Source organism: Mycolicibacterium chlorophenolicum (assembly GCF_001044235.1).
Lineage (GTDB): Bacteria > Actinomycetota > Actinomycetes > Mycobacteriales > Mycobacteriaceae > Mycobacterium > Mycobacterium chlorophenolicum.
Genome location: NZ_JYNL01000023.1, coordinates 201,329 through 215,147, shown reverse-complemented (window position 1 = coordinate 215,147; position 13,819 = coordinate 201,329). Strand labels below are relative to the sequence as shown.

General features: G+C 70.4%; 13 protein-coding genes and 1 pseudogene. 7 read left to right on the top strand and 7 right to left on the bottom strand.

Annotation, left to right across the window (positions count from 1 at the left end; all coding sequences use genetic code 11):
* Window positions 1–138: 138 nt before the first annotated feature.
* Both groL and MCHLDSM_RS13175 read right to left on the bottom strand, forming a co-directional pair.
* A complete protein-coding gene (groL, locus tag MCHLDSM_RS13180; protein WP_048418808.1) occupies window positions 139–1,764 on the bottom strand; it encodes a chaperonin GroEL in 1,626 nt (541 codons plus the stop codon).
* A gap of 176 nt (window positions 1,765–1,940) precedes the next feature.
* Window positions 1,941–2,495, bottom strand: a complete 555-nt coding sequence (locus MCHLDSM_RS13175; RefSeq protein WP_048470482.1) for a TetR/AcrR family transcriptional regulator — start codon at window positions 2,493–2,495, stop codon at window positions 1,941–1,943.
* Between the two features lie 98 nt (window positions 2,496–2,593).
* On the opposite strand from MCHLDSM_RS13175, the gene MCHLDSM_RS13170 reads away from it, so the two are divergent.
* A complete protein-coding gene (locus MCHLDSM_RS13170; protein ID WP_048470481.1) occupies window positions 2,594–3,496 on the top strand; it encodes an SDR family NAD(P)-dependent oxidoreductase in 903 nt (300 codons plus the stop codon).
* A 139-nt stretch (window positions 3,497–3,635) separates the two neighbouring features.
* Here the strand turns inward: MCHLDSM_RS13170 and MCHLDSM_RS36010 are convergent.
* Window positions 3,636–4,391 (bottom strand): annotated as a pseudogene (locus tag MCHLDSM_RS36010) (PE-PPE domain-containing protein); the annotation flags it as partial.
* A 55-nt stretch (window positions 4,392–4,446) separates the two neighbouring features.
* Here MCHLDSM_RS36010 and MCHLDSM_RS13160 point away from each other — a divergent pair.
* A complete protein-coding gene (locus MCHLDSM_RS13160) occupies window positions 4,447–4,956 on the top strand; it encodes a cupin domain-containing protein (RefSeq protein WP_048470479.1) in 510 nt (169 codons plus the stop codon).
* Window positions 4,957–5,074: 118 nt separating this feature from the next.
* Window positions 5,075–6,775, top strand: a complete 1,701-nt coding sequence (locus MCHLDSM_RS13155; RefSeq protein ID WP_048470478.1) for a DEAD/DEAH box helicase — start codon at window positions 5,075–5,077, stop codon at window positions 6,773–6,775.
* On the opposite strand, the gene MCHLDSM_RS13150 is transcribed toward MCHLDSM_RS13155, so the two are convergent.
* Genes MCHLDSM_RS13150 through MCHLDSM_RS13135 form a run of 4 tightly spaced genes read right to left on the bottom strand, consistent with a single transcriptional unit; the run spans window position 6,752 to window position 10,091 of the window.
* Window positions 6,752–7,237: an SRPBCC family protein gene (locus tag MCHLDSM_RS13150; protein ID WP_048470477.1), complete on the bottom strand. Its 486-nt coding sequence runs from the start codon at window positions 7,235–7,237 to the stop codon at window positions 6,752–6,754. The two genes, MCHLDSM_RS13155 and MCHLDSM_RS13150, sit on opposite strands and share 24 nt — an antisense overlap.
* A 35-nt stretch (window positions 7,238–7,272) precedes the next feature.
* On the bottom strand, window positions 7,273–8,088 hold the full coding sequence (locus MCHLDSM_RS13145) for an HAD-IIA family hydrolase (protein WP_048470476.1): 816 nt from the start codon (window positions 8,086–8,088) through the stop codon (window positions 7,273–7,275).
* Between the two features lie 51 nt (window positions 8,089–8,139).
* The gene (locus tag MCHLDSM_RS13140) at window positions 8,140–9,567 is read right to left on the bottom strand and encodes a PH domain-containing protein (protein WP_082168874.1); all 1,428 of its coding nucleotides are present in this window, start codon (window positions 9,565–9,567) and stop codon (window positions 8,140–8,142) included.
* Between the two features lie 41 nt (window positions 9,568–9,608).
* A complete protein-coding gene (locus MCHLDSM_RS13135) occupies window positions 9,609–10,091 on the bottom strand; it encodes a PH domain-containing protein (RefSeq protein WP_048470474.1) in 483 nt (160 codons plus the stop codon).
* 21 nt (window positions 10,092–10,112) lie between these two features.
* Here MCHLDSM_RS13135 and MCHLDSM_RS13130 point away from each other — a divergent pair, with 21 nt between their 5' ends.
* Genes MCHLDSM_RS13130 through pssA form a run of 4 tightly spaced genes read left to right on the top strand, consistent with a single transcriptional unit; the run spans window position 10,113 to window position 13,819 of the window.
* The gene (locus MCHLDSM_RS13130; RefSeq protein WP_048470473.1) at window positions 10,113–11,030 is read left to right on the top strand and encodes an SDR family NAD(P)-dependent oxidoreductase; all 918 of its coding nucleotides are present in this window, start codon (window positions 10,113–10,115) and stop codon (window positions 11,028–11,030) included.
* Window positions 11,030–12,232 carry a molybdopterin molybdotransferase MoeA gene (gene moeA / locus MCHLDSM_RS13125; protein ID WP_048470472.1) on the top strand — a complete coding sequence of 401 codons (1,203 nt, stop codon included), beginning with the start codon at window positions 11,030–11,032 and terminating at the stop codon, window positions 12,230–12,232. The genes MCHLDSM_RS13130 and moeA overlap by 1 nt, the downstream gene beginning before the upstream one ends.
* 28 nt (window positions 12,233–12,260) lie before the next feature.
* Complete coding sequence (locus MCHLDSM_RS13120; protein WP_048470471.1) at window positions 12,261–12,959, top strand: phosphatidylserine decarboxylase; 699 nt, start codon at window positions 12,261–12,263, stop codon at window positions 12,957–12,959.
* A complete protein-coding gene (gene pssA, locus MCHLDSM_RS13115; protein WP_048418821.1) occupies window positions 12,956–13,819 on the top strand; it encodes a CDP-diacylglycerol--serine O-phosphatidyltransferase in 864 nt (287 codons plus the stop codon). Before MCHLDSM_RS13120 ends, pssA begins: the two co-directional genes overlap by 4 nt.

Sequence of the window (13,819 nt, the reverse complement as noted above, 5' to 3'; positions counted from 1 at the left end):
CCGCAGATTCGCGGACACCTCCGACGACTGTGGGCCCTGCGCACGCATTTCCGCCCGAGCCTGTGCACAGGTCCCACATTCGGGACAACGAAAAGCCCCGGCTCGCCAAGCGAGCCGGGGCTTTCGTAGTAGCAGGACTTAGAAGTCCATACCGCCCATGCCACCGGTCGGGTCGCCGGCAGGTGCGGCGGCCTTCTCCGGCTTGTCGGCGACGACGGCCTCGGTGGTGAGGAACAGCGCCGCGATGGACGCCGCGTTCTGCAGCGCCGAGCGGGTGACCTTCACCGGGTCGGCGACGCCGGCCTTGAGCAGGTCCTCGTACTCACCGGTGGCGGCGTTGAGGCCGGTGCCGGCGGGCGAGTTGGTGACCTTCTCCGCGACGACGCCAGGCTCCAGACCACCGTTGAAGGCGATCTGCTTCAGCGGAGCCGACAGCGCGACACGCACGATGTTGGCGCCGGTGGCCTCGTCACCGGTCAGGTTGAGCTCGTCCAGCGACGGAGCCGACTGCAGCAGGGCCACGCCGCCACCGGCGACGATGCCCTCCTCGACGGCGGCCTTCGCGTTGCGGACGGCGTCCTCGATGCGGTGCTTGCGCTCCTTGAGCTCCACCTCGGTGGCAGCTCCGGCCTTGATCACCGCAACACCGCCGGCCAGCTTGGCCAGGCGCTCCTGCAGCTTCTCGCGGTCGTAGTCGGAGTCGCTGTTCTCGATCTCGGCGCGGATCTGAGCCACCCGGCCGGCGATGGCGTCGGAGTCACCGGCGCCCTCGACGATGGTGGTCTCGTCCTTGGTCACGACGACCTTGCGGGCCTGGCCCAGCAGCGAGATGTCGGCGGTCTCGAGCGAGAGGCCGACCTCTTCGCTGACGACCTGGCCACCGGTGAGGATGGCCATGTCCTGCAGCATCGCCTTGCGGCGGTCACCGAAGCCCGGGGCCTTGACGGCGACGGACTTGAAGGTGCCGCGGATCTTGTTGACCACCAGGGTCGACAGGGCTTCGCCCTCGACGTCCTCGGCGATGATCAGCAGCGGCTTGCCGGCCTGGATGACCTTCTCCAGCAGCGGCAGCAGATCCTTGACGGTCGACACCTTGGAGCTGACCAGCAGGATGTAGGGATCCTCGAGCACCGCTTCCTGACGCTCGGCGTCGGTCACGAAGTACCCCGAGATGTAGCCCTTGTCGAAGCGCATGCCCTCGGTGAGCTCGAGCTGCAGGCCGAAGGTGTTCGACTCCTCGACGGTGATGACACCCTCGTTGCCGACCTTGTCCATGGCCTCGGCGATGAGCTCGCCGATCTGGGTGTCGCCGGCGGAGATCGCGGCGGTGGCAGCGATCTGCTCCTTGGTCTCGACCTCCTTGGCCGACTTCAGCAGCGTCTCGGTGACCTTCTCGACGGCCTTCTCGATGCCGCGCTTGAGGCCGAGCGGGTTGGCGCCGGCAGCCACGTTGCGCAGGCCCTCACGGACCAATGCCTGGGCCAGCACGGTGGCGGTGGTGGTGCCGTCACCCGCGACGTCGTCGGTCTTCTTGGCGACTTCCTTGACCAGCTCGGCGCCGATCTTCTCGTACGGATCCTCGAGCTCGATCTCCTTGGCGATGGACACACCATCGTTGGTGATCGTGGGGGCGCCCCACTTCTTCTCGAGGACGACGTTGCGGCCCTTGGGGCCCAGCGTCACCTTTACCGCGTCGGCGAGGGCGTTGAGACCCCGCTCGAGGCCGCGACGGGCCTCTTCGTCATACGCAATTGTCTTGGCCATTGCGAAGTGTTTCCTCCGGATTGGGGATGCACGTCTTGGTCGGGCGCAGTGCCCGCGACGGACGGCTGGGGTGTGCTCGCTGATGCGGCCCCGGCCTCACCGACCCGACCTAGCACTCGCCGGTCGCGAGTGCCAACTGCATTCTTAGCACTCGACCTGGGTGAGTGCAAGGCTGTTCACCCAGCGCGTAGGCCGTCGAGCACGACGTCGATGAGCCGTCCCGCGGCGGCGTCGTTGTAGCCCTGCATCGCCTGCAACCCGACCAGCAGCGCCTTGACGTCGGCGACGTCGACGTCGCGGCGCACTGTTCCGGCGTCCTGGGCGGCGCGCAACAGCGCGCCGAGCATGTCCAGGAAGTCGCTCTCGGCCTCGGGAATCGCGGCGTTCACATCGATGCCCACCCCGGCGAGCGCCTCGCTGAGCCCGCGGTCGGTCGCCCCCCACTGCAGCACCATGGACCGCAGGAAGCTGAACAGCGCCTCTCCGGGTGCGGCGTCGTCGAGCAGGGCCCGACCCGAGGCGACGATGCCGTGGATGCGGTCCTCGACGACGGCGCGGAACAGATCTTCCTTGGTCGGGAAGTGGCGGTAGACGGTGCCGGCGCCGACGCCCGCGCGCCGGGCGATCTCGTCGATCGGCACCGCGAGTCCGTCCGCGGCGAACGTGTCGTAGGCGACCTCGAGCACGCGGGCGCGGTTGCGCGCGGCGTCTGCGCGCAGTGGCCGGGTCATCGCGACATCTCCAGGAATAGATAAGCGGGGCGTACGTTCCGTATAGTGATCGACAACCGGAGCGAACGCCCCGTTTCACTGCATTCTAGGAGACCCTGATGACGAACTGGACCACGACCGACATTCCCGATCAGACCGGACGCACCGCGGTGGTCACCGGCGCCAACACCGGGCTCGGCTACGAGACCGCGGCCGCACTGGCCGCCAAGGGCGCGCGCGTCGTACTGGCGGTGCGCAACCTCGACAAGGGCAAGGAGGCAGTCCGTCACATCCAGCAGACGGCGCCCGAGGCGACCGTCGAACTCCAGGAGCTCGACCTCAGCTCGCTGGCCTCGGTGCGCGCCGCGGCCGACCAGCTCGCGAGCGACCACCCCACCATCGACCTGCTCATCAACAACGCCGGCGTGATGTACACGCCGCGCCAGCAGACCGCGGAGGGCTTCGAGCTGCAGTTCGGCACGAACCACCTCGGCCACTTCGCCCTCACAGGGCTGCTCCTGGACCGGGTGACGGCCGCCCCGGCCGGTCGCATCGTCACCGTCAGCAGCGTCGGGCACCGCATCCGGGCCGGCATCCACTTCGACGACCTGCAGCTCGAGCGCAACTACAACCGCGTCGTCGCCTACGGCCAGTCCAAGCTCGCCAACCTGCTGTTCACCTATGAGCTGCAGCGGCGACTGAGCGGCGCCCGCTCGTCGACGGCCGCGCTCGCGGCACATCCGGGCGGGTCGAATACCGAACTCGGCCGACACCTGCCGCTGCTGAATCCTGTGTTCCGGGCGGTGTCGCAGAGTGCGGCGATGGGAGCCCTGCCGACCCTGCGAGCCGCCACCGATCCTTCCGCCCAGGGCGGTCAGTACTACGGTCCGTCGGGACCTTTCGAGCTACGCGGCTACCCGAAGGTGGTCTCGTCGAGTCGGCAGTCCCACGACGAGGCGCTGCAGCGTCGGTTGTGGACGGTGTCGGAGGAGCTGACGGGGGTCGCGTACCCGCTGTCGTGACGTCGGGGATCCGGGGGGCACGGCGAATCCTGCCGTCCGACAGGTACGGACGACGGTCGCCGGGCTGATCGTGGCGGCGGTAGCCGGCGTCGACGAGCGGACGAAGGATCTCGTCGGCCGCGTCCACGAGCCGGTCGGGCACGCCGAGGTCGCGTAGCGGCCGGGTCAGCGGCAGGTGCTCGGTCGGCACGAAGTAGGTGGTGACCGTGCCGTCGACGGTGGTGTTCTCGGGTGGAATGTCCGACAGGTTCACGTCCCAGCTGGGCGGGCCGTGGACGTAGATCATTCCCATCAGCGCATTGGCGTCGGCGACGAGGTTCCACGGGCGATCGGGCGGATCGGCCCACGGGTCGTATTCACCCGTCACCACCGCGGTCGGATACGGCGTCACCGGAATGCGACGGTCCGTGTATTTCACCAACGGGATGCGGGCGCCCTCCCGGAACCACTTCGCGACACCGGCCTCCGGGGACGCGATGAGCACGAACCTGACGTCACTCGGCGCGGGCGGGTCCGTCCCGGCGGCCAGCTCGGCGGCCAGCCGCGCGGCGACCATGCTGCCCATCGATTCGCCGATCACGATGACCGGACCGTCGGCCGCGCGCACGGCTGCGCCGGCCCGCTCGACCCCCTGCGCCAGTGCGCGGTCGGTGGCGAACGGATTCTGCGAGTAGTCGACGACCACCGGGTCGTCATCGTCGTGCAGGTGGATGCCGATCTTCGGATAGCTCCTGGCGATGATCGGGTAGAACGGGTCGATCCTCTTGAAGAGCGTGGCTCCCGGGATCAGGACCGCCTCGTCGGCGGCACTGACCGGCCTGCCGACGGCGCCACCGACCAGCAGCACCGCCGCCACGGCGGTGACCGCGACAAAAGTCCTACGTGCTCCGGCCATTCCACGGTCAGCGTGGCACGCCCGGCCCCGTTGAGAGCTCGTTATCCTGCGAAATGTGTCGTTGTGGGATGTCAGGCAGGTACCGCCCTATCCCCCGCCGCGCTACACCGCCGACCAGCCCGAGGTGAGCGCCCGGCTCAAGCGCGGTGACGAGCCGCCCGACTACGACTCGTTCGGTGTCGTGCAGTACCACTACCTGGCCGGCCAGGACGCGACGAACGGCGACTACGGCCTGTACCGCGTGCGGATCGCGCCGCGGGGCGGCGGTCCCGGTCCGCACTTCCATCGCGGCATGTCCGAGGCGTTCTACCTGCTGTCGGGCACGGTGTCGCTGTACAACGGCACCGAGTGGGCCGACGGCCGACCGGGAGACTTCCTGTACGTGCCGCCGGGCGGCATCCACGGCTTCCGCAACGAGGCCGACGAGGCCGCGACGATGCTGATGCTGTTCGCCCCGGGCGCGCCGCGCGAGCACTACTTCGAGGGATTGGCCCAGCTCGGCGAGCTCACCGACGACGAACGCCGCGAGTGGTTCGTCAAGAACGACAACCACTTCGTCGAGTAGCCGACAGACACGCCGACCCGCGGACACGCCGCGAAGATGCGGCCACGGAAGGGCCTGCCCTAGACTGCGATTCGGTCACGCTGTCGCAGACGGCAATTCAGCCTGAGGGGAGTCATGGGTGCGGGCTGAAGCAGCGCCCAGCTCCCAGACGCTTCGAGGCTGGCAGCGACGGGCGCTGGTGAAATACCTGTCCGCCCAGCCGCGCGACTTTCTCGCCGTCGCCACGCCTGGCTCGGGCAAGACCACCTTCGCTCTGCGCATCGTCGCCGAGCTGCTGGCGCAGCGCACCGTCGAGGCCGTCACGATCGTCGTGCCCACCGAGCACCTCAAGATCCAGTGGGCGCAGGCGGCCGCGCGGCAGGGCATCGCGCTGGACCCGAAGTTCTCCAACTCGAACTCCCAGACCTCCTCGGAGTACCACGGCGTCGTCGTCACCTATGCCCAGGTGGCCAGCCACCCGTCCCGGCACCGGGTGCGCACCGAGAACCGCAAGACGCTCGTCGTGTTCGACGAGATCCATCACGGCGGCGACGCCAAGAGTTGGGGCGACGCGATCCGGGAGGCATTCGACGATGCCACGCGACGCCTCGCGCTGACCGGGACACCGTTCCGCAGTGACGACAGCGCGATCCCGTTCGTCACCTACGAGCCCGACCACGAAGGCCTGATGCGTTCGAAGGCCGACCACACCTACGGCTACTCCGACGCGCTGGCCGACGGCGTGGTGCGGCCCGTGATGTTCATGGCGTACTCCGGTGAGGCCCGTTGGCGCGACAGCGCGGGCGAGGAGCATGCCGCGCGCCTCGGGGAGCCGCTGACCGCTGAGCAGACCGCGCGGGCGTGGAAGACCGCGCTCAACCCGGCGGGACAGTGGATGCCCGCGGTGATCGCCGCCGCCGACACCCGGCTGCGCGGCCTGCGCCAGCACGTGCCCGACGCCGGCGGCATGATCATCGCCTCGGACCAGACGGCGGCCCGCGCCTACGCCGACCTGCTGACCACGATCACCGGCGAGGCGCCCACGGTGGTGCTCTCCGACGACAAGGGCGCATCGGACCGGATCTCGCAGTTCTCCGCCGGCACGTCGCGATGGCTGGTGGCGGTGCGCATGGTCTCCGAAGGGGTCGACGTGCCGCGGTTGGCGGTCGGCGTCTACGCGACCAGCGCGTCCACGCCGCTGTTCTTCGCGCAGGCGATCGGCCGCTTCGTGCGGTCCCGCCGGCCCGGTGAGACCGCGAGCATCTTCCTGCCCTCGGTGCCCAATCTGCTGATGCTCGCCTCGGAGATGGAGGCGCAGCGCAACCACGTGCTCGGCAAGCCGCACCGCGAGACGCTCGACGACCCGCTCGACGCTGAACTGGCCGAGCAGAAGCGTGACGAGCCCGACGACGGCGAAGGCAAGATCGAATATCTCGGCGCCGACGCCGAACTCGATCAGGTGATCTTCGACGGCGCCTCGTTCGGGACCGCGACACCTGCCGGCAGCGACGAGGAGGCCGACTACCTCGGTATCCCGGGCCTGCTCGATGCCAACTCGATGCGAGACCTGTTGCGCCGCAGGCAGGATGAGCAGTTGCAGAAGCGCACGGAGTCGGGCGCGGTGGTGCCGACGACCACCCACGGGCAGTTGCGGGAGTTGCGCCGCGAGCTCAACACGCTGGTCTCGCTGGCGCACCACCGCACCGGCAGGCCGCACGGCTGGATCCACAACGAACTGCGCCGGCGGTGCGGGGGCCCGCCCGTCGCCGCGGCCACCCGCGAACAACTGGCGGAGCGCATCGAGGCGGTCCGGGTGCTACAGCGCGAACTGACGGCCTGAGGCCAGCTTCGCCAGATTCGCCAACGAGTTCTCCAGGTGGCTGGTGGGGAACGGCGGGAAGGCGATGTGCTGTCGCAACTCCCCGGGAACGCCCGACCAGTCGTAGGTGAGCACGACACGGGTCTGTCCGGGACCGGTGGCGTCGAGGTCGTATCGCCATGTCCAGCCACCGAATTCGAGCCGGCCGTCCTCGCCCTCCTGTCCGGGCTCCCAGGCGATGGTCCGGTCCGGTTCGTAGGCGATCACCTTGTTGGCCATCTCGTAGCGCCCGTCGGGGTGGTTGTCGTGGTACATCGCGATCCGGAAGATCTGTCCCTCCGCGGTGAGCGGTTCCCCGTCGAGGGATTCGCGCACCCACCCGGTCCCGTCGATGGCGGCATGGTTCGCGGGGTCGGCCAGCACCGCGAACACCGCGGCAGGTTCGACGTCGACAACGGTGGTGACGATGAGTGTTTCGGTCATGCAGGTCCGACTCCGCGGGGCCCGGGAATTCATCGCTACAGGCCGAGCAGCGCCGGCAGGTCGGCCACCGAGTCGATGACGTGGTTGGGTTGCATCGCGAATTCGTCTGCAGCCCAACGGTCCAGCGTGTCCTGTCGGAACTTGCCGGTGCGCACCAGCACGCCGGTCATCCCCACCACCTGGGCGGCGAGGACATCGTTGTTCAGATCGTCGCCGATCATGTACATCTCGTCGGGGTCGACGCCGAGCCGGCTCGCGGCGGACAGGAAGCCCTCGGGCGCCGGCTTGCCCACCGCGGTGGCCTTGCGTCCGGAGGTCTCCTCCATACCGATCAGGTACATGCCGGTGTCCACCCGCAGCCCGTCGGTCGTGGTCCACGCGGTGCTGCGGTGCATGGCGACCACCGGGACCCCCTGGGCCATCCAGTCGTACACCCAGGACAGCGTCAGGTGGGTGTACTCGGGTCCGGCGCCGCCGAGCAGCACGACGTCCGGCGCCTCGGGTGCCCGCGGACCGGTGAACTCCGTCGAGTACACGAGATCGAGGCCGGGCATGTCCTCGCCGATCTGCCCGCTGTTGACCAGGAAGCACCGCGCGTCGGGGTAGCGATCGCGGACGTAGTCGGCGGTCAGCACCGCGGCGGTGATCACCTCGTCGGCGCGCACCGCCATGCCCGCCTCGGTCAGCAGTTCGGCGATCTGCACCCGGGTGCGGGTGGTCGTGTTGGTCAGGTAGGCGCACGCCACCTGGTTCTCCGCGAGCGTGCGCAAGGTGTCGGCCGCGCCCGGGATCGGCTGCCACGAGGTCACCAGGACGCCATCGATGTCGAAGAGCACTCCACCGATCGCCATGGTGCGACAGTAAACGGCCGCCGATGCAGCGCAACTCGGGCCCGGCGGTTCTCAGCCCGCGGCGCGGGCCCAATCGGACGAGGTCAGCCACGGCGACGCCGTCGCCGCGATCGACCACGCGGTGTCGGCGGGCACGTCGAGGAGCTCATAGCGCTTGACGCCGGCCGCCGTCGCGGCGACCAGGGTGGCCACTCCCGCGCGGCGTTGCATGACGGTCTGACGAACGGTCCACGCCACGATGCCCGCCGCCGCCACACAGTGGCGGTGCCGCGTGACGCTGCCCGCCCGCGTCACCAGCCAGCCGTCGCCGACCCGGTGCCCGAGGGAGCGCGACCGGTCAGTGGCGAGCAACCCGCCGCCGACCGTCACGACCGCGAGTACCGGCCACACCCACGACGGCACCCCGGATGTCAGCGCGGTCACCGACAGCGCCGCCGCCAGGACCGCGGGCAGCGCCATCGCCCTCGACCAGCGCCGCCGCGTCGCCGCCGGCCCGTGCGCGGTGAGCGGGCCGCTCACCGCATCGGACTGGTCGATCAGCCGGGCGAGGACGGCCTCGGCGGTGGCCCGCGGGCACGGCGGCAGCAGTTGGGACGCCTCGCCCCCGCCGCCGACACCTGTCATGACGGCATCGAGCCGCGCACCACCGAACAGTCGCACCAGCACCGGTTCCCGGACCGTGCCGCCGCGCAGCCTGCGCATGTCGAAGGTGTGCTCCCGCACGCGCAGCAGGCCGTGCGACAGATGCAGAACGTCCCCGTCGCGGCGCAGTTCCAGGTTCGCGTACGTCAGCAGTGACCGAGTCACCGACACCACCACCGCGGCGATCAGCACCACCAGCCCGGCGGTCACCGCCGTGCCGATCGCGCCCAGCACGAGCGCAGCACCCTCACCGAACCGCGCCACCCGCGAGTCACGCAGCGCAGCAAGCACTCCCGTCTGCGCGACAACGCCGAACGCGGCGGCGATCATCGCCAGTCCGGTGACGGAAAGCGGGCTGTAACGCAGCCAGGACGGGTGCCACCGCGCCAGCACCTGCCCGGGCGGACCCGTTGCGGGGCCGCCCGCGAGCGGCGCCAGAGAGTCCGCGAGCAGAAGGGCGCGCAGGCGTGACACGTCCTGAGCGGGCACGGCATCCAGCGCGAACACCGTGTCACCACCGGCCTGCTGTCCGGTGCCGACCTCGAGCACGGCGAGGCCGAGGAGCCGGTGCAGCAGGCGCGCGTCAGTGGACACCGAACGAATCCGGCTGCGCGGCAGGGTGAGCACGGAGCGCCGCAGCACGCCGGTGCGCAGCCGGACCTCGTCGGCGTCGATGCGGTAGGACGTCGTGAACCACCGGGCGATGCCGTATCCGACCACCAGACCGACACCGGCCAGCGTCCAGAACGGGTTGCCCGTGGTCGACCCGAGCACCAGCGACCCGATCAGCACCGGCAGCTGGCGAAGAACTTCGTGCACCGGATGCACCAGCAGCATGCGCGGACTCAGCCTCAACCAGCCGTCGCCGGCCGGGCCGGTCACGTCGCATCCTCGGAGCCGAGCGCGGCGATGTCCGTCAACCGCTCCACCACCTGGTCGGCGACGTCGGCGTCCAGCGCGACGATGCGCACCGCACCGGCCGACGACGCCGTCGTCACGGTCACGTTGGACAGCCCGAACAGCCGGTCGAGTGGTCCGCGGTACGAGTCGACGGTCTGCACCCGCGAGATCGGTGCGATCCGCCGCTCCTGCACCCACCACCCGGACCTGACGTAGACGGCCGTGGAGTCCAGATCCCACCGGTGCACCCGGTAGCGCCACAGCGGCGCCACGACCACCGAGACCACGATGCCGGCGACGGTGCCCGCGGCCAGCACCGCGTGCAGCCACAGCAATCGGGCATCGACGATCACCCACACGATCTGCGCCACGGCCGCCACCGCCCACGGGACGGCCGCCCCGAGGGCCCACACCGCCGGCGCTTTCCGGCTCGGAGGGTGCGCGGGCTCGAGAAGTTCCATGTCCTCAGTATCTTGATCCCCATGAGCGCGAAATGGACCGCTGACAACGTGCCCGACCAGTCCGGCCGTACCGCCGTGGTCACCGGAGCGAACTCTGGCATCGGCTACGAAGCCGCCCACGTCCTCGCCGGCCGCGGCGCACGGGTCGTGCTGGCGGTACGCGACCTCGACAAGGGCCGCCGCGCCCTGGAGGCGATCCTGCGGGCGCACCCGCGTGCCGAGGTGACGGTGCAGGAACTCGACCTGTCCTCGCTGGCGAGCGTCCGCAGCGCCGCCGAGGCTCTGCGCGAGGCGCTTCCCACGATCGATCTGCTGATCGACAACGCGGGGGTGATGTACCCGCCCAAGCAGGTCACCGCCGACGGCTTCGAGTTGCAGTTCGGCACGAACCATCTGGGCCACTTCGCGCTGACCGGCCTTCTTCTGGACCGGCTGCTGCCCGTCGCCGGATCCCGCGTGGTCGTCGTCGCCAGCATCGCCCACAACATCCAGGCCGACATCCACTTCGACGACCTGCAGTGGGAACGCGGTTACAACCGCGTCGCGGCGTACGGCCAGTCCAAGCTGGCGAACCTGATGTTCACCTACGCGCTGCAGCGCAGGCTCGCGGCCGCGGGCGCCCCCACCATCGCCGTCGCCGCCCACCCCGGCATCTCCAACACCGAGCTGATGCGCCACGTGCCCGGCTCCGGGCTGCCCGGTTTCTCCAAGCTCGCCGGCCTGGTCACCAACAGCCCGGCCATCGGCGCCCTGGCCACCCTGCGCGCGGCCACCGACCCCGGCGTGCGCGGCGGCCAGTACTACGGACCGTCGGGTTTCCGGGAGCTGGTCGGGCATCCGGTGCTGGTGGAGTCCACCCGCAAGTCCCACGACGAAGCGGTGCAGCAGCGACTGTGGGCGGTGTCCGAAGAACTCACCGGCGTCAGCTACCCGGTCTGATGCGCAGCGTCGAGGAGCACCGCCGGGTGGTCGCCGGGCTGATCACCGCGCGGCCGCCGGCGGCGCTGCCGCTGGCCGATGCCCTCGGCCTGGTGCTCGCCGAGGAGGTGGTCGCGGGGGTGTCGCTGCCAGGCTTCGACAACTCCGCGATGGACGGGTACGCGGTGCTGGCCGCCGACGTCGCGGGCGCCTCCGACGCCACGCCGGTGCGGCTGCCCGTCCCCGAGGACATCCCGGCCGGCCGCACCGACATCCCGACGCTGCAGCCCGGCACCGCGCACCGCATCATGACCGGCGCGCCGCTCCCCCACGGCGCGACGGCCGTCGTCCCGGTCGAGGCGACCGACGGTGCCGTCGACACCGTGACGATCCGCGCCGGCGCCGCCGAGGGGCAGCACGTCCGGCGCGCCGGCGAGGACGTCACCGTGGGGACGACGGTGCTGCAGGCCGGTCAGGTGCTCACGCCGGCGGCGCTCGGTCTGGCCGCGGCACTGGGGTTGCGGGAGCTCACCGTGACGCCCCGGCAGCGCGTCCTGGTCGTCTCCACCGGCACCGAGCTGGTGTCCCCGGGCACCGCGCTCGCGCCGGGACAGATCTACGAGTCCAACGGCGTCATGCTGGCCGCCGCGGTGCGCGACGCCGGCGCGGAGGTGATCGCGTCGCCGACCACCGGCGACGACGTCGACGCGTTCCGGGAGACGCTGCGGGCCCACGTCGGCGACGCCGATCTGATCCTCACCACGGGCGGCGTCAGTGCCGGGGCCTACGAGGTGGTCAAGGACGCGCTGGGCGGGCCGTCGGGGGGCGTCGAGTTCGTCAAGGTCGCCATGCAGCCGGGCATGCCGCAGGGCGCCGGCTCGCTGGAGGGCACCCCGACGATCACGCTGCCCGGCAACCCGGTCAGCGCGCTGGTGTCCTTCGAGGTGTTCGTCCGCCCGGCGTTGCGCGCGGCGATGGGCCTGACGCATCCGGACCGGCCGCGACGCACCGCGATGCTGACCGAGGACCTCACCTCCCCGCGGGGGAAGCGGCAATTCCGCCGCGGCGTGCTCGACCCCGTCACCGACACCGTCACCAGCTACGGCCCGCCCGCCTCACACCATCTGCGGTGGCTGGCGTCGGCGAACTGCCTGCTCGAGATCGACGAGGACACCTCGGAGGTGGCGTCGGGCTCGCGGGTGCAGGTGTGGGACCTGCGCTAGGAACGGGTCACCGTAGAATCGGCCCACGATGGCCAGACGCCCCGACCTCAAAACAGGCCCCGCGCGGCTGGCGGCCCTGATCCGTACGTCCGTTCCCCCGATGCACGCCGCGGGTCTGCCGTTCGTCGGCGCGAGCCTCGCGGTGGCCTTGGCCGGACGCCGGAATCGCTGGATTCGCCGTGCCGGGCTCACCTCCGCGGCCGCCAACGCCGCGTTCTTCCGTCACCCGCCCCGGACGCCACCGACGCGACCCGGTGTCGTCGTCGCCCCGGCCGACGGCCTGATCTGCCTGGTGGACGAAGAGGTGCCGCCGAGCGAACTCGGCCTACCCGCAAAGCCGCTGCCGCGCATCAGCATCTTCCTGTCGCTGCTGGACGCGCACGTCCAGCGGGCGCCGATCGGCGGTGAGGTGGTCACCGTCCGGCACCGCCCGGGCCTGTTCGGGTCCGCGGACCTGGAGGCCGCCAGTGCCGACAACGAGCGCAACAGCGTGGTGATCCGCACCCCCGAGGGTGCGCAGGTGATCGCGGTGCAGATCGCCGGGCTGCTCGCCCGCCGCATCGTCTGCACCGCCACGCCGGGCGACAAGATCGGCATCGGCGACACCTACGGCCTGATCCGCTACGGCTCGCGGCTCGACACCTATCTGCCCGCCGGCTCGAACGTGCTGGTGACCGTCGGGCAGCGCACGCTGGCCGGCGAGACCGTGCTGGCCGAGCTGCCATGATCAAACCCCGCAAGCCACTGCTCAAGACGCCGGTGGTCAGCGCGAAGATCCTGCCCAGTGCGATGACGGTCGCGGCGATCTGCCTCGGCTTGAGCTCGGTGAAGTTCGCGTTGGACGACCGGCCCACCGAGGCGATGGCGTTCCTGGCGATCGCGGCGATCCTCGACGCGCTCGACGGCCGCATCGCCCGCGCCCTCAATGCCACATCGCGGATGGGCGAAGAGATCGACTCCCTGGCCGACGCCGTGAATTTCGGTGTGGCACCGGCGTTCATCGTCTACGGGACGCTGCTGTCCACCTCGCGGGTGGGGTGGATCGTCGTGCTGCTCTACGCGGTGTGCATCGTGCTGAGGCTGGCCCGCTTCAACGCGATGCTCGATCTCGAGAGACCGGACTACGAGAAGAAGTACTTCGTCGGAATGCCCGCCCCGGCCGGCGCGATCGGGGCGATCGGTCCGCTGGCCGCCAAGATGCAGTTCGGCGACGGCTGGTGGACGTCCGAGCCGGCGGTCGTGATCTGGATGATCGGCATCTCGCTGCTGGTGGTCAGCACGCTGCCGATGCGCAAGATCCACACGTTCTCGGTGCCGCCGAACATGGTCGCTCCGCTGCTGGCACTGCTGGCGATCGGCGTGGCGGCATCGATCCTCTACGGCTACATCGTGATCCTGGTGATCATCTTCGGCTATATGCTGCACATCCCGTTCGCGATCCGGACCCGACGGTTCCTCGCGGCGCACCCGGAGGTCTGGGACGACAAGCCGCGCCAGCAGCGCGCGGCCCGCCGGGCCATCCGGCGCGCCCAGCCCCACCGCCGGTCGATGGCGCGCCTGGGACTGAGAAGACCGCCCCGGCGCTGA